Source organism: Bradyrhizobium australiense, from assembly GCF_013114825.1.
Lineage (GTDB): Bacteria > Pseudomonadota > Alphaproteobacteria > Rhizobiales > Xanthobacteraceae > Bradyrhizobium > Bradyrhizobium australiense.
The window spans coordinates 111,947-131,153 of the sequence record NZ_JAAVLX010000001.1 but is presented as its reverse complement, the minus strand read 5'-3'; the positions used below and the strand labels follow the sequence as shown (position 1 = coordinate 131,153).

The window sequence follows — 19,207 nt, the reverse complement described above, 5'->3', positions numbered from 1 at the left end:
TCCGGAACGTCTCCCTTTCTGCAAACGAAACGGGGACGTCATTTCCATGGCAATGGCATCACCGTGAACAAAAAAGCGCAAACCGCCGAGAGCTCCAACGCCGGCGTCTCCCTTACTATCGACGGTACCTATCCGCTGGATAAAGGCGGCGAGATTTTGCTGGAAGCAAAGGAAATACCAGCGGCCGACACCGCCACCGACGAGCTCTGGTACAAGGATGCCATCATCTACCAGCTCCACGTCAAGGCGTTCGCGGACAGTAACAATGACGGCATCGGCGACTTCGCCGGGCTGACCGAGAAACTCGGCTATCTGCAGGATCTTGGCGTCACCACATTGTGGCTGTTGCCGTTTTACCCCTCCCCCGGCCGCGATGACGGCTACGACATCGCCGACTACGGCGACATCAATCCCGATTTCGGGACGATGAAGGATTTCAAGCGCTTCATCCAGGAAGCCAAAAAGCGCGGCCTGCGCGTGATCACCGAACTCGTCATCAACCACACGTCCGACCAGCACGACTGGTTCAAGCGCGCCCGCCGCTCGGACCCGAAGTCGAGCGCCCGCAACTGGTATGTCTGGAGCGATACCGACCAGAAATACCAGGGCACGCGGATCATTTTCACTGATACAGAGAAGTCGAACTGGACCTGGGATCCGGAAGCCGGCCAGTTCTACTGGCACCGCTTCTTCTCGCACCAGCCGGACCTCAATTTCGACAATCCGCGCGTGGTGAGCGCGCTGGTGCAGGTGATGAAGCGCTGGCTCGACACCGGCGTCGACGGCTTTCGTCTCGACGCCATTCCCTATCTCTGCGAGCGCGACGGCACCAACAACGAGAACCTGCCGGAGACGCATGCCGTCATCAAGCGGCTGCGCAGCGAACTCGATGCCTACGCAAAAGGCAAGGTGCTGCTGGCCGAGGCGAATCAATGGCCCGAGGACGTGCAGGAATATTTCGGCCGTGGCGATGAATGCCACATGGCCTATCACTTTCCGCTGATGCCGCGCATCTACATGGCGATCGCGCAGGAAGACCGATTTCCCATCACCGACATCCTGCGCCAGACGCCGGATATCCCGAGCAACTGCCAATGGGCGCTGTTCCTGCGCAATCATGACGAATTGACGCTGGAAATGGTCACCGACGTCGAGCGCGACTATCTGTGGTCGACCTACGCCAACGACCCCCGCGCCCGCATCAATGTCGGCATCCGCCGGCGGCTCGCGCCCTTGATGGACAACGACCGGCGCAAGATCGAGCTGATGAACTCGCTCCTGTTCTCGTTTCCGGGCACGCCGATCATCTATTACGGCGATGAGATCGGCATGGGCGACAACATCTATCTCGGCGACCGCAACGGCGTCCGCACCCCGATGCAGTGGACGCCGGACCGCAATGGCGGCTTCTCCCGTGCCGACCCCGCGCGGCTCTACGCGCCGACCATCATGGACCCGGTCTATGGCTACGAGTCCGTCAACGTCGAGGCGCAGTCGCGCAGCCTCTCCTCACTGCTTTCTGCCACCAAGCGGCTGATCGCGGTCCGCAAATCGACGCTGGCCTTCGGCCGCGGCAGCATGACGTTTATCCGCCCGGAGAACCGCTCGGTACTGTGCTATGTGCGCCAGTACCGGGACGAGGTGATCCTGTGCGTCGCCAACCTGTCGCGATCGGCTCAGGCGACCGAACTGGATCTCTCCGCCTTCAAGGACCGTATCCCGCTGGAAATGCTCGGACGCACCCGCTTCCCCGCGATCGGCGAGTTGCCCTACATGATCACGCTGTCGCCTTACGGCTTCTACTGGTTCGAACTGCAGGAGCGCGACAAATCGGCGCCGGTGCCGCAGCGCGCGGTCCCCGAGTTCGAGACGTTGGTCGTGCCGCTGAACGCGACCTGGGTGTCGCTGGCGCGCGAGCGCGGCGTGTTCGAGCGCGACGTGCTGCCGGGACATCTGGCGCGCAGCCGCTGGTACCCGGAACGCTCGGCCAAGGCGATCCATCCGAAACTGACGTCGGCAATTCCGTTCTGCGACATCGGCGACAACCGGCCATGGCTCGCCTTTTTCGAAACGACGCAGCGCGGTGTTACCACGCGGTACGTGCTGCCGATGCAGATCGAATGGGTGCGCTTCGACCGCGAGCGCTACAATCCGCATGCGCTGGCCGCTGTTCGCCAGGGCGCGCGCGAGGGTACGCTGCTCGACGTCGCTACCGACCCGATCTTCGTTGCGTTATTTTTGCGTAACCTGCAGCAATCGCTGACGGTCGATGAGAGCGAACAGGGTTTGCGGCTCGAGTTCCGGCCGACCAGCCGCTTCGGCGACAAGCCGATCCGGCAGCCCGAGCACATCCGCACCGTCGATTCCGAGCAGCCGCGCAGCACCGCCCTGGTGGACAACGACTATGTGGTGAAGATCTACCGCACGCTTCAGCCAGGCATCAGTCCCGAGATCGAGATGGGGCGCTTCCTCACCGATACCGTCAACTTTGCCAACACACCGGCGCTGCTCGGCAGCGTCGAACTGGTCGAGGGCAATGAGAAGAGCGCGGTCGGCGTCGTTCACGCCTTCATCGCCAATCAGGGCGACCTCTGGACCGTGAGTGCGGCCTACCTCGATCGTTTCGTCGAGGAGCAGCGTCTATTGGCGACCAGCGTGCATCCCGGGGAGCGCGAGGAAGAGATCCCCTATTTGCGTTACATGTCGCAGGCCGGACGGCGCGTGGCCGAGCTGCATGTTGCGCTCGCCAGCAACGGAGAGCTGGCCGAATTCGCGCCGGAGCCGACCGGCCGCGACGACGTGCAGCTCTGGATCGACGATCTGATGCTCAGCGCCGGGCGCGTTTTCGATGCGCTTCGGCAGCGGCGAGACACGCTGAAGGAAGCCGATCGAGCGCTGGCCGACCAGGTGCTGGCGTTGCAGCCGGTCCTGCCGGATTGGCTGGAAACGCTGCTGCTACGCGAGGCCGACGCCGCCAACATCCGCTGCCATGGCGACCTCGATCTCAGTCAGTTGCTGATCGTCAAGGACGACATCTTCATCGTCGACTTCGAAGGCGCGCCGCGGCGCAGTATCGCCGAACGCCGCCGCAAGGCGCCTGCAGCACGCGACATCGCAAGCCTGATCCGCTCGATCGATTATTCGGCAACCGCAGCCCTTGAGCGCGCGCTCAAAGTAGCCCACGATGAGCCCGGCAAGCTCGGCGCGGCGCTTGGCGACTGGCGGGACCGGGCAACAACCGCATTTCTCGTCGCCTACCGTGAAGCCATGACCGACCAACGGCTGTGGCCTGCCAATCCGACGACGGCAGAGAGCCTGCTGACCTTCTTCCTGCTCGAGAAGGCCTTGAGCGAGATCGAACACGAACTGTCATTCCGGCCGGAATGGCTGCGCGTGCCACTGGCCGGAATCATCAGAATGTTGTCGCAACCGTCTTTCGAGGCCTCATGACCAAGCTACCCGCCGAGGCCTACGCCATCATCGAAGGCAAGCATTCCGATCCGTTTCATTACCTCGGCTTGCACAGTGAAGACGGCCGCAGCGTGGTGCGCGCTTTCATCCCCGAAGCTTCCAACGTGGAGGCGATCTGCGAGCATGGCGAGACGGCGCCGCTGCAGCGGATTCACGATGCCGGGCTGTTTGCGGGCGCGCTGCCGAACGGATCGAAACGCTACCAGCTCCGCGCCCGCTTCGGCGAAAACGTCGTTGATCTCGACGACCCCTACCGCTTCCCGCCTGTGCTCAGCGACTTCGACCTCTATCTCCTGGGCGAAGGCACCCACCGGCGGATCTACGACAAGCTCGGCGCGCATCCAATGATGCTCGACGGCGTCGACGGCGTGGCATTCGTGGTACTGGCGCCGAACGCCAAGGGCGTCAACGTGGTCGGCGATTTCAATTTCTGGAATGCGCGGCGGCATCCAATGCGGGTGCGCGGCGTCGGCTATTGGGAACTGTTCGTGCCCCATGCCCGTGCCGGGGACCGCTACAAGTTCGACATCACCGGTTCCGACGGACGGCATCTGCCGCTGAAATCCGATCCGGTGGCCTTTGCGGCGGAGGTCCGGCCCTCGACGGCCTCGATCGTCGTCGACGAAAGCAGAATTCCGCATCCGCGCCCGGCGCCATCGGGCATCAACGCGCTGGAGGCGCCGATCTCGATCTACGAGGTTCACCTCGGCTCCTGGCGGCGCAAGAACGGCAATGAATGGCTGAGCTATCGCGACCTCGCCGAACAGCTTCCGGCCTACGCGAAGGATATGGGCTTTACCCATCTCGAGTTTCTGCCCGTCAGCGAACATCCGTTCGATGGCTCCTGGGGCTATCAGCCGACCGGCCTCTACGCGCCGACCAGCCGGTTCGGCACGCCGGAAGATTTTTCCGCTCTCGTCGATGCCTGCCATCGCGAGGGGCTCGGCGTATGGCTCGACTGGGTGCCCGGACATTTTCCCGACGATCCGCATGGGCTCGGCTATTTCGACGGCACCGCGCTCTACGAGCACGCGAATCCGCTGCAGGGTCGCCATCTCGACTGGGGCACGCTGATCTATAATTACGGCCGCACCGAAGTGGTCAATTTCCTGGTTTCCAACGCGCTGTTCTGGCTCGATCGCTACGGTGTCGACGGCCTGCGCGTCGATGCCGTCGCCTCGATGCTCTACCTCGACTACAGCCGGCCCGCCGGCGAGTGGATTCCGAACCGGCATGGCGGGAGAGAAAACCTCGAAGCTATCGAGTTCCTGCGCCGCTTCAACATCGAAGTGTTTGGGCATTTTCCGGAAGCCACCACGGCTGCGGAGGAATCCACCGCATGGCCGCAGGTCTCGCAGCCGGTCGAATATGGCGGGCTCGGCTTCGGCTTCAAATGGAACATGGGCTGGATGCACGACACGCTGAAATATATCGGCAAGGATCCGATATACCGGAAGCATCATCACGGCGACGTGCTGTTCGGCCTGCATTACGCATTTTCAGAGAATTTCATTCTGCCGCTGTCCCACGACGAAGTCGTGCACGGCAAGCGGTCGATCCTCGGCCGTATGCCGGGCGACGAATGGCAGCGCTTTGCGAACTTGCGCGCCTATTACAGCTTCATGTTCGGCCATCCCGGCAAGAAGCTCCTGTTCATGGGCTGCGAATTCGGCCAGGAGCGCGAATGGAATCACGATCATTCGCTTGACTGGCACCTGTTGGCGCAGCACCGCCATAGCGGCATCCAGAACCTGATCCGCGACCTCAACCGGCTCTATCGCAGCGTTCCGGCGCTGCACCAGATGGATTGCAACCAGGCGGGATTTGAGTGGGTCATCACCCATGATTCCGGCGGCAACGTCTTTGCCTGGCTGCGCAAGGGTTTCGATGCGCACGCGCGCTGCCTCGTGGTCGTGAACTTCTCGCCGAACGTCTATAATAATTACCGCGTCCGAGTGCCGTTCGCCGGTAAATGGAAGGAAGCGCTCAATTCCGACGCTGCGCACTATGGCGGCAGCAATGTCGGCAACGTCGGCGAAGTCCAGACCCTGGAAGGTAACATCCCCGAACTCAGCCTCACCATTCCGCCTCTGGCTGCGATCTTTCTCGTACCGGAAAGCTGACGCATGCGATTGTCCGCGGGAAGCCCCGCCCGCCTCGGAGCAAGCTGGGACGGCAGGGGCACCAACTTTGCGCTGTTCTCGGCCAACGCGGAAAAGGTCGAGCTTTGCCTGTTCGACGGCCAGGGCCGCCGCGAGCTCGAGCGGATCGAATTGCCCGAGCGCAACGAGGACGTCTGGCACGGCTATCTCAACGACGTCTCGCCCGGACAGCTCTACGGCTACCGCGTCCACGGTCCCTACGCGCCCGAGCGGGGGCACCGCTTCAACGCCAACAAGCTGTTGCTCGATCCCTATGCCAAGCGGCTTGCCGGCCGGCTGGTGTGGAGCGACGCGCATTTCGGCTATCGAACGGGGAGCGCGCGCGAGGATCTTTCGTTCGACCGCCGCGACAATGCGCGCGGCATGCCGAAGGCGGTCGTGGTCGACGAGAGCTTCAACTGGGGCCGCCGCGAGATTCGGCCAAACATCGCCTGGGAAGACACCATCATCTACGAGGCCCACGTCAAAGGCCTGACACAGAAGCGCGACGATGTCGCGCCGGGCTGGCGCGGCACCTATGGCGGGCTGTGCTCGCCGGCGATGATCGGCCATCTCAAGAAGCTCGGCGTCACCACCATCGAGTTATTGCCGATCCACGGGCTGATCGACGACCGGGTGCTGGTGGAACGGAAGCTTGCGAACTACTGGGGCTACAACACGCTTGCGTTCTTCGCGCCGGAGCCGCGCTATGCGCAGGACAACGCCCTCGATGCGTTCCGCACCACGGTGGCGCGGCTGCACGACGCCGGCATCGAGGTGATGCTCGACGTCGTCTATAACCATACTGCTGAGGGCAATCATCTCGGCCCGACGCTGTGTTTCCGCGGTATCGACAACGCGTCCTATTATTGGCTCAACAAGGAGCATCCGCGCTACTATGACGACTTCACAGGCTGCGGCAGCTCGGTCAACCTCACCCATCCGCGCGTGCTGCAGATGGTGATGGATTCGCTGCGCTACTGGGTCGAGGTTTGCCACGTCGATGGCTTCCGCTTCGACCTCGCCACCACGCTGGCGCGCGGGCCGAACGGTTTCGACCGCAATTCTGCGTTCCTCACGGCCGTGCGGCAGGACCCGGTGCTGGCAACCGCCAAGCTCGTCGCCGAGCCGTGGGATCTCGGCCTGGGCGGCTATCAGGTCGGCGCGTTTCCCTCGCAATGGTCGGAATGGAATGACCGTTATCGCAGCGCGTTGCGGCGCTACTGGAGCGGCGAAGGCAGCCTGATCGGCGACGTCTCGCGCCGCATGACCGCCTCATCCGATCTGTTCCACCACGATAACCGCGCAACCCGTGCCAGCATCAACCACATCACCGTCCATGACGGTTTCACGCTGGCCGACCTGTTCAGCTACAACGAGAAGCACAACGAGGCCAACGGCGAGGACAACCGCGACGGCTCCAACGACAACCACAGCAACAATTGCGGCCATGAGGGCCCGACCACCGACGCCGCGATCGTGGCGCTGCGCCGGCAGCTTCGCAAGAACCAGCTCGCCTGCCTGTTCCTCGCGCAGGGGACGCCCCTGCTGCTGGCCGGCGATGAGGTCGGCAATTCGCAGAACGGCAACAACAATGCCTATTGCCAGGACAATGAGATCGGCTGGGTCAATTGGGACAATCTCGGGAAGCCAGGCGACGACCTCACTGATTTCGTCGGTCATATGACCGCGCTGCGCCGGCGCTTCCCGCAACTGCGCTACCAGCGCTGGCTCTCCGGGCGACGCAAGGACGGCTCCTACGGCGTGCTGTGGCTGACGCCGGCGGCCGAGGAGATGCAGGAGGCCGACTGGAATTTTCCGGAAGGACGGTTCCTCGCCTACGTACTGGGGCCCTTGGAACAAGGGCAGCCGCCGATCTTTATCGTGCTGAACGCTGCGCCCGAAGAGATTGCTTTCAAGTTGCCGCAGATGCCCGAATACAAGAACTGGCAGCAGATACTGAACACCACCGAGAACGTGCTGGCCGCCGCCGAATTCGCTTCGGGCGCCGAAACCAGCGCGCCGCCGCGGTCGGTGCTTGCCTTTGCGGGCGCGGCATGAATGACCGGCAATTCGGCCCGCTTTTGACAAACTACGGCACGCGGTTTCGGCTGTGGGCGCCGGCGGCGAAACACGTCGAGGTGATGCTGGAGCAACCTCACGCGATGAGGCGCGGCGAGGACGGCTGGTTCACGGTCGATATTGCCGGTGTCAAGGCCGGCGCGCGCTACAAATTCCGCATCGATGACGAACTCGATGTCCCCGATCCAGCTTCGCTGTTTCAGCCCGAGGACATTTTCGGCCCGAGCGAAGTGATCGACCATGACGCCTATCCGTGGCGGGCCGCAAGCTGGCGCGGACGGCCGTGGCAGGAGGCGGTTATCGTCGAGGCCCATGTCGGCACCTTCACCCGTGAAGGCAGCTATCGCGCGATGATCGACAGGCTCGATCACCTCGTGGCTACCGGGATCACCGCATTGGAATTGATGCCGCTGGCGGATTTCGCCGGTTCCCGCAACTGGGGCTATGACGGCGTCTTGTGGTACGCGCCCGACAGCGCCTATGGCCGTCCCGAAGATCTCAAGGCGCTGATCGACGAGGCGCATCTGCGCGGGCTGATGGTGATGCTCGACGTGGTCTACAACCATTTCGGCCCCGAGGGAAATTATCTCGGCCGCTATGCGCCTTCCTTCTTCACCGAAGCGCATACGCCGTGGGGCAACGCGATCGACTATCGCGTGAAGGAAGTCCGCGCCTTTGCGATCGAGAACGCGCTCTCCTGGCTGCGCGACTATCGCTTCGATGGACTGCGGCTCGATGCCGTCAACTCGATCGTCGAGCCGGGCGGGCTGTCACTGCTGCACGACATCAGCGCTGCTGCCGGCCAATTGGCCGCGGAAACCGGCCGGCACATTCACCTCGTGCTGGAGAACGGCGACAACCGCGCCAGCATTCTGGACCCGGTGGGGGACCCACCACAAGGCAAATACCGCGCACAATGGAACGACGACTACCATCACGCCTGGCGCGTGCTGATGACCGGCGAGAAGCAGGGCTATTATGGCGACTATCAGCGTTCGCCGATCTCGGATATCGCCCGCTCGCTGTCATCAGGTTTCGTCTACCAGGGCGAGCCATCCGCTTTTCGCGGCGTCAGGCGTGGCGAGCCAAGCGGCCATCTGGCGCCGACCGCCTTCATCAACTTCCTGCAGAACCACGACCAGATCGGTAATCGTGCGCTGGGCGACCGGCTAGAAGGCAACGCCGACGCGCGGATGATCGAGGCGGCGCTTCAGGTCCTGCTGATCGCGCCGCACATCCCCATGCTGTTCATGGGCGAGGAATGGGGTTCAACCGTCCCCTTCCCGTTCTTCTGCGATTTCGGCGGCGAACTCGCCGACGCGGTTCGGAAGGGCCGCCGCGTCGAACTGGCCTGGGCCTATGCAGAATATGGCGACGAAGTCCCCGACGCGCTTGCCGCTTCGACACGGGATTCCGCCGTGCTCGACTGGGATGGCCGCGACGCGCCGGCGGGACGGAAGCGTCTGACCATGGTGCGAAAACTGCTGCAGGTCCGGCGGCAGGAGATTGTACCGCGGCTGACGGGTGCAGCCTTTGGAAGAGCAGACGCCGAAAGCAACGGATTGCTGACAGCCGACTGGCGCATGGGCGATGGCACGACGCTTCGCCTCACCGCCAACCCGTCGGAAAAAGCTGTCAGCCACGGCGAAGCTGCAGGAACCCTGATCTGGGGCAGCGAGTTGGGCGACAGCGTCCCGCCATGGACGGTGCACTGGCGCATCGGATAGGAAAATGCCCCCGGCGATCCCGATCGCGACCTACCGCCTGCAACTGTCGGCGGATTTCGATTTCGACGCCGCCGCTGCCGTGGTACCCTACCTGAAGGCGCTCGGCATCACCCATCTCTATGCGTCGCCTTTCATGCGCGCCCGCAAGGGCAGCGCACATGGCTACGACGTCATTGACCACGCCCAGTTCAATCCCGAGCTCGGCGGCGGACCCGGCTTCGAGCGGCTGAGCGCTACGCTGCGGCAACACGATCTCGGGCTGGTCCTGGATTTCGTACCCAACCACGTGGGCGTGCATTGCGCTGATAATCCGTGGTGGCTCGACGTGCTGGAATGGGGTCCCGCCTCGCCGCACGCGGCCTCCTTCGATATTGACTGGGAACAATTGCCGTATCGCGCCCGCGGCGGGGTGCTGCTGCCCATCATCGGCTCGTCCTACGGTCAGGCGCTGGAAAACGGCGAGATCGAATTGCGCTATGACGCCGGCGAAGGCAGTTTTTCGGCCTGGTACTTTGAGCATCGGCTGCCGATCGCGCCGGAACGTTATGGCGAAATCCTGCGTATGATCGTCAAGGAAGCGGGCGCGGAGGAAAGCGCGCCTGCCAGGGCCATGCTTGCGCTGGCCTCCCGTTATCAGGGACCGCGACGTCCCAACCGCAGGGAAGCACCTGTCTTCAAGTCCGAATTGAAGGGCATCACTGAAGCCGCCGGGATCATCGCGCGTGGGCTTGCGGCCTATCGCGCCGGACCCGATCGCGCCGCTGCGACGCTTGCGCTGCATCATCTGCTCGAACGTCAGCACTACAAGCTCGGCCACTGGCGGCTCGCTTCCAGCGACATCAACTACAGACGCTTCTTCGACATCAACACACTGGCGGGCTTGCGCGTCGAGGACGCCGGCACCTTCGAGGCGACCCATCGCCTGGTGAAACGACTGATTGCGGAGGGAAAGCTTCAGGGGTTGCGGCTCGATCACATCGATGGCCTGCGCGATCCCGTCCAGTATTGCCAGCGCCTGCGCCGGCTGATTCGCGAGGCGCACGGCGGGCGGAGCAGGCCCTTCTATGTGGTGGTCGAGAAAATTCTCGGCGAGCACGAAACGCTGCCGCCGTTCGCCGGCGTTCACGGCACCACCGGCTATGAGTGGCTGAACGCGATCACCCGTGTGCTGACCAATGGAAGCGGCCTGGAGCCGCTCGACGAGATATGGCGGCAGATCAGCAACCGTTCGCCGCAGCTCGAACCGATCTTGCGGGAAGCCAAGCGACGCGTGCTGGAGACGCTGCTGACCAGCGAGTTCACGGTGCTGACGCGCCTCTTGGCGCGGATTGCCAGCGGGCATTATTCCACCCGCGACTATTCCGCCGACGGCCTGCGGCAGGCGCTCGAACTCTACGTGCTGCACTTTCCGGTGTACCGCACCTACCTGACAGCGTCGGGCCCGTCCGCGCATGATCGCCAGTTGATATCGGGGACGATCGAACGGGCGCGCGCCGACTGGTTTGCCGCCGACGACGGCATCTTCGACTTCCTGCGCGACGCCCTGACAATGGACCTGACCAAGCCCGGACGCACGCGCCACAGCGCGCCGCGGGTGCGCCGGTTTGCATTGAAGGTGCAACAGTTCACCGGACCAATGATGGCAAAGTCGCTGGAGGACACGACGTTCTACCGCTACCACCGCCTGCTCGCGCTCAACGAGGTCGGCGGCGACCCCGCGGCACAGGCGCTTTCGGCCGACGAATTTCATGGGATGATGCGGTCTCGCGACGGCGCATCGCCGCACGGCATGACGGCGACGGCGACGCATGACACCAAGCGCGGCGAGGATGCGCGTGCGCGCATCACGGCGCTTTCGGAAATTCCGGGGGAATGGACCAGCACGGTAGCGCGATGGAAGCTGCTCAACGCGCCGCATCTGCTCGTCGATGGCGATTTGCGCGCGCCGTCGGCGACATTCGAATACATGCTGTATCAAGCGCTGGCGGGCGCATGGCAGCCGGACGACGCGTCGTTTGTGGACCGGATGCAGGAATATGCGCTGAAGGCCGCGCGCGAGGGCAAGCAGGAAACGAGCTGGCTCAATCCCCACGCGGCCTACGAGGCGGGCGTCAAGAGCTTCATTGCGAAAATTCTCGATCCTTCGCTCTCGGGTGAATTCCTGAGCTCCCTGCAGACACTGGCGCCGCGGCTCTCGTTGCTGGGCGCGCTGAACTCGCTCAGCCAGATCACGCTGAAAGCGACGATACCGGGCGTGCCGGACTTCTATCAGGGCACGGAACTTTGGGATTTTTCGCTGGTCGATCCCGACAACCGGCGGCCCGTCGACTTTGCCGAACGCGCGGGGCGCCTGGACGCGCTCAAGAATCCCGATTTGGATCGACTGGTCGAGAAATGGCCAAGCGGTCATCTGAAACTGGCCTGGACACGGTATCTGCTGCAGCTGCGAACCGAGCTCGCCGATGTATTCACCGATGGCGACTATGAACCTTTGGAAGTCGGCGGACCGCGTCGCGACCATTTCATCGCGTTCGCTCGGCGGCGAGGCCGCGAGGCTGCGATCACGGTTGTCACGCGGTGGTTCGCACCATTTACCGACAACGGTCGAAGCTGGCCGCGGCCGGAGACCTATGACGCAGCCTTGAACATCGGCGGCTATTCGATCGAGGGATTTTCCGACGCCGATGCCACGCAATTACGTCTGTCCGATCTATTGACACATCTGCCGGTGGCCGCACTGAAGGCCAGATTCAATGGCGCGCTGGCACCGGCGCGGAAGCGCAAGGGCGCCTAGCGTTTATTTCTTTGTCAGCAGCAGTTGGCCGCGACTGCGGATCGCGGCCTGAGCCACTTCCGCAAAGCGCTGCAGCAACCACGGCAACACGACCTCCACCTGCACATGATCTTCGGCGACGTCGACATGGCCTACCGCGCCTTGCCCAAGGGCGCGCACGCGGAAGATCATGCGGTTGTCTTCCCAGCGCTCCTCGTCGACGGTCAGCATCGGCACGCTGGAAGCGGCGCGTGAAAGTCCTGTCTTGAGGCGGCGCATCGCCTCCTCGCGACCAAGACTATGCGGAATGGATACCACGAGCGGTTTGGTCATCGCTGAAAAATCCTCCTCGATTTAACAGCATGTAATTTCCACGCAGTTCGAAAGTAAGGACCGCACGCATTATCGCAACGCAAAACGGAACTTAGATGACTCACGGCCGTTGTTCCCTGTGAAGGGCAGAATGTGCAGAACGCCCCGTTCGGGCTGAGGAGAGGTTTATGTCCATCGGCACCATCATCCTGATCATTCTCATCATCGCCCTGCTTGGCGGCTTCAGCGGCATCGGCGGCGGTCCGTTCTATGGCACTGGCTATTACGGCGGCGGCGGACTGGGTCTGGTGATTGTGATCCTGTTGATCCTGCTGCTGCTTGGCAAGCTGTAGACAACGCGCAGAATCGTAGGGTGGGCAAGGGCGCGCTAGCGCCGTGCCCACCTTTCTTGTTGCACGGACAGTGGTGGGCACGCTTCGCTTTGCCTCCCCTACGGAAGCCACGAAGACCGTCATCACCCGCGAAAGCGGGTGATCCAGTATTCCAGAGACGTTCTTGGTCGATCGAGCGGCCGCGGCGTATTGGATGCCCCGCCTTCGCGGGGCATGACAAGTTTACTTCCCCGCCAGCTTCTTGATCGCCGGCTTGATCGACGTTGCCGCGTCATCGTAGCCGTCCCACGCTTTCGTCTTCGCCAGCAACGACGGCACGGTGCGGATCGTGTACTTCCTCGGATCGAGATCGCCGCGCACCTGAGTCCAGGTCAGCGGCATCGATACGGTGGCACCTTCGCGTGCACGTGGCGACAAGGCAGCGACCGCGGTCGACATCCGATCGTTGCGGAGATAGTCGAGGAAGATCTTTCCCTTGCGCAGCTTCTTCGACATATTGAGCAGATAGCGCTCGGGATCATCGTTCGCCATCCACCGGCAAATACCTTGCGCGAACGCCTTGGCCTCCTTCCACGAGACCTTGTCCCGTGCGCCATGAAGCAGCGGCGTCACCACGTGCAGCCCCTTGCCGCCGGTGGTCTTGCAGAAGCTTTCGAGGCCAACAGCGGTCAGGCGCTGGCGCATGTCTTTTGCCGCCTCGATCACTTCCGCAAAGTCGACATCTGGAGCAGGATCGAGATCGAACACCAGCCGGCCCGGCGTATCGTAGGCATTGGGCGCGCAATTCCAGGGATGCAGCTCCAGGCCGCCGATCTGCGCCACCGCCGCCAACCCCTCGATGCGGTCGATCTGCACATAGGGCTTGCGGTCGCCTGAGACGTTGGCGAGATCGAGCAGGTTGGACATGCCCTGCATGGCATGCCGCTGGAAGAATTTTTCGCCGTGGATGCCGTCCGGCGCCCGTACGATGGAGCAAGGGCGGCCCTTGAGATGGCCGATCATCCATTCGCCAACGGCTTCGAAATATTTGGCGAGATCGAGCTTGGTCACGGGCTCGCCGTCGCCGGCATCGGGCCACATCTCCTTGTCAGGCTTCGAGATCACCACGCCCATGGCTTCGGCGGCCTTGTCGGCCGCAGGCCGCGCGGTCGCGGTCTTGGCCTTGGTCTTGACCTTGGCTTTCAATCTTCCCGGCTTCGGCTGCGCGATGCCCGCCTTGGACGGGGTCTCCGCCTCCACTTCCTCGGCCGGTTTGTCCTGCCGCAGGCCCTTGAACGCGGCCTGACGAATATTTCCGTCCGCGGTAAAGCCTGCGAATTCGATTTCGGCGACCAGTTCGGGCTTCAGCCAATGCACGTCGCGGGTTTTCTTCGGCGCGTTCTTGCCGCCGAACGGGTTCTTGTCGGAGGCCGCCGCCTTCAGCGCCGGCATGATGCGGCGGACCTTGTCCTGCCCGAAACCGGTGCCGACCATGCCGACAAAGGCGAGATGATCGCCGCGGTAGACGCCAGCCATCAGCGAGCGGAATTTGCCGTTGGTGGTCTTCCAGCCGCCCAGCACCACCTCGTGCCCCGCGCGGCATTTCGCCTTGGTCCAGCTTTCAGTGCGGCCGGAGCGATAGGGCGCATCGAGCTTCTTGGAGACGATGCCTTCCAGTTCGAGCTTGCAGGCTGATTGCAGGACGGCGTCGCCCCCGCTTTCAAAATGCTCGACATAGCGGATCTGCTTGTCCTTGCCCTTTTGCGCCTCCAGCAATTCCTTCAGCCGCGCCTTGCGGTCGCCGAGCGGCAGCCTGCGAAGATCTTCGCCGTCGGCAAGCAGCAGGTCGAACGCATAGAAGATCAGGCTCCCGCTGTCGCCGTCCGATAGCGCCGCCTGGAGGGTCGAGAAATTGGGCGCGCCGTTATGGTCGAGCGCGACGATCTCGCCGTCGATCAGCACGTCGGGAAGCGATTTCGCTTCCTCCGCGATCGCCTTGAATTTGTCAGTCCAGTCGAGACCCTTTCGGGTATAGAGCACCGCATCGCCATTTTCGACGCGCAATTGTACTCGGTAGCCGTCGAACTTGATCTCATGACACCAGCCCTCGCCGCTAGGCGGCCGCTCGACCACCGTGCAAAGCTGCGGCGCGACGAAATCCGGCATCGCCGCGACCTTCTTCGGCTTTACGGCCGGCGCGGGCGCGCGCGTCTTGATCTCCGGCGCGGCCCGCAAGGCGGCTGTCTTCCGCACGGTCCGCGCCTCGGCGGCGTCGCCACGGTTCGATTGCCAGACCGCGTCGGCCTTGGTTTTTCCGACCAGCATGAACGGCTTCGGCGCCCTGCCCTTGCCTTGCGCGATCTGCTCCATCGTCCGTCCCGAGGCGACGGAACGGTCCTGGTCGAGAATATCGTTGGCCTCACCCTCCTTCACAAATTCGTCGCGATGCTTGATCAGGAGCCAGTTAGTGCGCTGGCCGCCATAGCGGTCGCCTTTCATCCGCACCAACACCCAGCTGCCATGCAGTTTGTCGCCATGCAGGGTGAATTTCAGGTCACCCTTTCTGAAGCCGCGGTCGGGATCATCGGATTCCCAGTAGCCACGATCCCACAGCATCACGGTGCCGCCGCCGTATTGGCCTTCCGGAATGGTGCCTTCAAAGTCACCGTAATCGAGCGGGTGGTCCTCGACCTCTACCGCCAGCCGCTTGTCGTGGGGGTCGAGCGACGGCCCCTTGGTGACGGCCCAGGATTTGAACACGCCGTTGAATTCCAGCCTGAGATCGTAATGCAGCCGGCTTGCATCATGCTTCTGAATCACGAACCGCCGCTCTCGGGCGGGCGCGACCTTGACGTCGCCGGAGGGCTCCGCCGTTTTGCCAAAATCGCGCTTCTTGCGGTACGTGCTGAGTTTCTTCAACGCCACGGCCACACCTCAATCAAAACCGCCCCGCGGCACACCCGGAACGAAAACCCATACTAACCGTTGAAGTTCCCAAACCCAACCGCGCCCGGAGATTGCAATGGCCCCCCGCGCCTACTGGAAAGGCTCGCTAAAACTCTCGTTGGTGTCATGCCCGGTCGTGCTGTATCCGGCCTCGACATCGGTCGAGAAAACCCGTTTTCACATGATCAACAAGGAGACCGGCAACCGGCTGAAACAGCAGATGATCGATGCCGAGACCGGCGACATCGTTGAGAGCGACCAAAAAGGACGCGGCTATGAGCTGAAAAAGGGCCAATATGTCGAGATCGAAAAGGAGGAACTGGAAGCCGTCCAGATCGAGAGCAATCACACGATCGAGATCGACAGTTTCGTGCCTAGGGATGAGATCGACAAGCGGTATTACAACCACCCCTACTACATCGCCCCCGACGGCAAAGCCGCGGTGGACGCCTTCGCGGTGATCCGCGACGCCATGAAGGACGAGGACCGGGTGGCGCTGGCGCGCATCGTTTTGACTAACCGCGAGCACGTGATGGCGATCGAGCCGCTCGGCAAGGGATTGCTCGGCACTACGCTGCGGTACCCCTACGAACTGCGCGACGAAGAGGATTTCTTCGAGGATATTAAGAACCCGAAGATCACGAAGGACATGATCGAACTCGCGGGCCATATCCTGCAGACCAAGGCGGCGCATTTCGATCCCTCAAAATTCAAGGACGAATATGAGAACGCGTTGAAGGCGCTGGTGCGGCGCAAGGCTTCCGGCAAGCCGATCAAGGTCGCCGAGCCCGAAGAGAAGCCGGACAACGTCATCAACCTGATGGACGCGCTGAAGGCGAGCCTGAAGGGCAAGCCGGCGACGAAGCGGCGCGCGCATGCCCCGGCCTCGCGGCGGGCGCCGGCACGCCGGACAGCAAGGAAAGCGCACCGGTCCGCAGCCAGGCACCGCAAGGCGAGCTAGCGCAGGTTTATCCGTCATTGCGAGGAGCGTCGGCGACGAAGCAATCCACCTCTCCGCGCGCGTGGAGCGATGGATTGCTTCGCTTCGCTCGCAATGACGGGATTGCTGCCGCGGCTTCTTCGCCTAACGCTTCGATTCTAGGGCACGTTCGCCTCAGTCCAGCTTGCAATACACGAAACCGGAAGGCATTTTCTCCGTGGGAACTGACGCTACCAACAATAGCGCGCCAGACGGGGAGGATTTGATGGCATTGACGAAGTCGCACGTCGCAGGACCGACCACGCCTGCGGTGCGGGAAATGACGTTCGGCGATCTCTTGCGCAGGGCGGCTGAGGCAGCGCCCGATCGCCTCGCCCTGATCGCGGGCGTGCCTGACCCGGCGCAGCGGCGGCAATGGACTTATGCGGCGTTCTACCGGGAGGCCCAGCGCACCGCCCGCGCGTTGCTATCACGCTTCAAGCCCGGCGAGCGCATTGCCGTCTGGGCACAGAACATCCCGGAATGGGTGATGCTCGAATTCGGCGCCGGCATGGCGGGCATGATCCTCGTCACGGTCAACCCGGCCTTCCGCGCCCGGGAGGTCGAATATGTGCTGAAGCAGTCGCGCTCGGCCGGCATCTTCGTTATCAACGGCTTCCGCGGCAATCCGATGCTGGAAACGGTTCAGGCGGTGGCGCCGAACTGCCCCGAGCTGCGCGAGATCATCTGCTTCGATAACTGGAATGCCTTCATTGCGGCAGGCGACGACGAAGGCATCAAACTGCCGCCCGTCACTCCGGATGACCCCGTCATGATCCAATACACGTCGGGCACGACCGGCTTTCCGAAAGGCGCCCTGCTCCGACATCGCGGGTTGCTGAACAACGGCGCGGATTCCGCCGACCGGATGGGCGTCGACGCCGGCGACGTCTTCGTCACCACGATGCCGTTGTTCCATACCGGCGGCTGCGTCTGCTGCGTGATCGGCGCGGTATCGAAAGCCGCGACCCAGGTGCTGGTCGAGGCCTTCGAGCCCGGACTGGTGCTGGAAATGCTCGGGACCTATCGCGGCAATGCGATGCTCGGCGTGCCCACCATGCTGGTCGCGATGCTGGAGCATCCGACATTCGCGGCGACCGATCTGTCATCGGTCAAGGCGATCTGCTCCGGCGGCTCCACGGTGCCTGCCTCGCTGGTGCGGCTATTGGAGGAAAAGCTCGGCGCGCCCTTTACGATTGTTTTCGGCCAGACCGAATGCTCGCCGGTCGCGGCGCAGACCCGCACCACCGACAGCGTCGAGGACAAGGCCAGCACCATCGGCCTGCCGCTGCCCAACATGGAAACCAAGATCATCGATCCCAATACCGGCGAGACCGTGCCGATCGGCACGATCGGCGAATTTTGCACCCGCGGCTATCACGTGATGATCGGCTACTTCGAAATGCCTGATGCGACGGCGGCTGCGATCGATGCCGACGGCTGGCTGCACACCGGCGATCTCTGCGCGATGGACGCGCGCGGCTATTGCACGGTGGAGGGCCGTCTGAAGGACATGATCATCCGCGGCGGCGAAAACATCTATCCGCGCGAGTTGGAGGAATTGCTGTTCAAACATCCCAAGGTCGGCGAAGTCGCCGTGATCGGGCAGCCCCACGAGAAATGGGGCGAAGAGGTCGCAGCCTTCATCCGCCCGGCGCCCGGCGCCGCGATCGACAAGGAAGAACTGATCGCCTACATGCGTGCTTCCCTCGCCCCGCACAAAACGCCAAAACACTGGTACGTCGTAGATGCGTTCCCGCTGACCGGATCGGGCAAGATCCAGAAGTTCAAGCTGCGGGAAGCCTGCACCAAGGGCGAGATGGCGGCGATCTAGTTCGTGAATACTTTTGATCGCGTCACTATCCGTGTCCCGGACGCGGTGCAGCGTGCAGCGCTGCGCCGCAGAGCCGGGACCCACCGCTGCAGCATGTGGGCCCCGGATCAGCAGCGCTAACGCGCGCGCTCTCAGCCATGGCGTTGCGTCCTCCTGCTCTGATTCACCCGGGCGGGGCCGGCCCGGGTCAGATACCTGCGGAGAAACATACCACTTCAGTCTCACGCTGCCAGCGGCAAGCCGACCCGCAACAAGCCGTACGCACGAAACTGACCTATCGGAGGTCTGTTCAATCCGGCGCCCGCAGCCGATACCCGATCCCCGTCTCGGTCAACACGAATTGCGGGCGCTCGGAGTCGGCTTCGATCTTCTGGCGGAGCTGGCGGACATAGACACGCAGGTATTGCGCATCGGTCAGTTCGTCCCACAGCTCCTTCAAGAGGAGCGCCCGCGTCGAGCAATTGATCCAATCTCACGCCTGGATTGATGCCGCGCTGGCGCTGATCGATCTGGAATTACCGCAATGGCAGATTCGGCGGATCGCCTATGATGAGCGCGAATGGTGCTGCGCGTTGTCGCGGCAGCGCGAACTGCCGGACTGGCTCGATCA

Annotated in this window: 10 protein-coding genes and 1 pseudogene; 8 read left to right on the top strand and 3 right to left on the bottom strand. The window is 63.0% G+C overall.

Annotation, left to right across the window (positions count from 1 at the left end; genetic code table 11):
* Positions 1-153 precede the first annotated feature (153 nt).
* Genes treS through treY form a run of 5 tightly spaced genes read left to right on the top strand, consistent with a single transcriptional unit; the run spans position 154 to position 12,215 of the window.
* Entirely contained in the window at positions 154-3,450 is a 3,297-nt protein-coding gene (gene treS, locus HCN58_RS00545; protein ID WP_171577971.1) for a maltose alpha-D-glucosyltransferase, read from the top strand.
* Entirely contained in the window at positions 3,447-5,594 is a 2,148-nt protein-coding gene (gene glgB / locus HCN58_RS00540) for a 1,4-alpha-glucan branching protein GlgB (protein ID WP_171577436.1), read from the top strand. Before treS ends, glgB begins: the two co-directional genes overlap by 4 nt.
* Positions 5,595-5,597: 3 nt before the next feature.
* Positions 5,598-7,673: a glycogen debranching protein GlgX gene (glgX, locus tag HCN58_RS00535; RefSeq protein ID WP_171577435.1), complete on the top strand. Its 2,076-nt coding sequence runs from the start codon at positions 5,598-5,600 to the stop codon at positions 7,671-7,673.
* On the top strand, positions 7,670-9,421 hold the full coding sequence (treZ, locus tag HCN58_RS00530) for a malto-oligosyltrehalose trehalohydrolase (RefSeq protein ID WP_171577434.1): 1,752 nt from the start codon (positions 7,670-7,672) through the stop codon (positions 9,419-9,421). Before glgX ends, treZ begins: the two co-directional genes overlap by 4 nt.
* A gap of 4 nt (positions 9,422-9,425) precedes the next feature.
* Positions 9,426-12,215, top strand: coding sequence for a malto-oligosyltrehalose synthase (gene treY / locus HCN58_RS00525; RefSeq protein WP_171577433.1), 2,790 nt, complete (start codon positions 9,426-9,428; stop codon positions 12,213-12,215).
* A gap of 3 nt (positions 12,216-12,218) precedes the next feature.
* Here treY and HCN58_RS00520 read toward each other — a convergent pair whose 3' ends face one another.
* Positions 12,219-12,527 (bottom strand): polyhydroxyalkanoic acid system family protein, encoded by a 309-nt coding sequence (locus HCN58_RS00520; RefSeq protein ID WP_171577432.1) that lies wholly within the window; start codon positions 12,525-12,527, stop codon positions 12,219-12,221.
* A gap of 167 nt (positions 12,528-12,694) precedes the next feature.
* On the opposite strand from HCN58_RS00520, the gene HCN58_RS00515 reads away from it, so the two are divergent.
* On the top strand, positions 12,695-12,859 hold the full coding sequence (locus HCN58_RS00515; protein WP_065752791.1) for a DUF3309 family protein: 165 nt from the start codon (positions 12,695-12,697) through the stop codon (positions 12,857-12,859).
* A gap of 222 nt (positions 12,860-13,081) precedes the next feature.
* Here HCN58_RS00515 and ligD read toward each other — a convergent pair whose 3' ends face one another.
* Positions 13,082-15,763 carry a DNA ligase D gene (gene ligD, locus HCN58_RS00510; protein WP_171577431.1) on the bottom strand — a complete coding sequence of 894 codons (2,682 nt, stop codon included), beginning with the start codon at positions 15,761-15,763 and terminating at the stop codon, positions 13,082-13,084.
* A 97-nt stretch (positions 15,764-15,860) separates the two neighbouring features.
* On the opposite strand from ligD, the gene ku reads away from it, so the two are divergent.
* Together ku and HCN58_RS00500 are read left to right on the top strand one after the other, a co-directional pair.
* Positions 15,861-16,745, top strand: coding sequence for a non-homologous end joining protein Ku (gene ku / locus HCN58_RS00505; protein ID WP_171577430.1), 885 nt, complete (start codon positions 15,861-15,863; stop codon positions 16,743-16,745).
* Between the two features lie 244 nt (positions 16,746-16,989).
* Positions 16,990-18,597 carry an AMP-binding protein gene (locus HCN58_RS00500; protein WP_171577429.1) on the top strand — a complete coding sequence of 536 codons (1,608 nt, stop codon included), beginning with the start codon at positions 16,990-16,992 and terminating at the stop codon, positions 18,595-18,597.
* A gap of 289 nt (positions 18,598-18,886) precedes the next feature.
* Here HCN58_RS00500 and HCN58_RS00495 read toward each other — a convergent pair.
* Positions 18,887-19,051, bottom strand: a pseudogene (locus HCN58_RS00495) (winged helix-turn-helix domain-containing protein); the annotation flags it as partial.
* Between the last annotated feature and the right edge of the window lie 156 nt (positions 19,052-19,207).

Bases quoted from the DNA above. Each gene is read 5' to 3' on its own strand.
- HCN58_RS00520 (WP_171577432.1), bottom strand. From the start codon at position 12,527: ATGACCAAACCGCTCGTGGTATCCATTCCGCATAGTCTTGGTCGCGAG.
- treY (WP_171577433.1), top strand. From the start codon at position 9,426: ATGCCCCCGGCGATCCCGATCGCGACCTACCGCCTGCAACTGTCGGCG.
- glgX (WP_171577435.1), top strand. From the start codon at position 5,598: ATGCGATTGTCCGCGGGAAGCCCCGCCCGCCTCGGAGCAAGCTGGGAC.
- treZ (WP_171577434.1), top strand. From the start codon at position 7,670: ATGAATGACCGGCAATTCGGCCCGCTTTTGACAAACTACGGCACGCGG.
- glgB (WP_171577436.1), top strand. From the start codon at position 3,447: ATGACCAAGCTACCCGCCGAGGCCTACGCCATCATCGAAGGCAAGCAT.
- HCN58_RS00515 (WP_065752791.1), top strand. From the start codon at position 12,695: ATGTCCATCGGCACCATCATCCTGATCATTCTCATCATCGCCCTGCTT.
- HCN58_RS00500 (WP_171577429.1), top strand. From the start codon at position 16,990: ATGGCATTGACGAAGTCGCACGTCGCAGGACCGACCACGCCTGCGGTG.
- ku (WP_171577430.1), top strand. From the start codon at position 15,861: ATGGCCCCCCGCGCCTACTGGAAAGGCTCGCTAAAACTCTCGTTGGTG.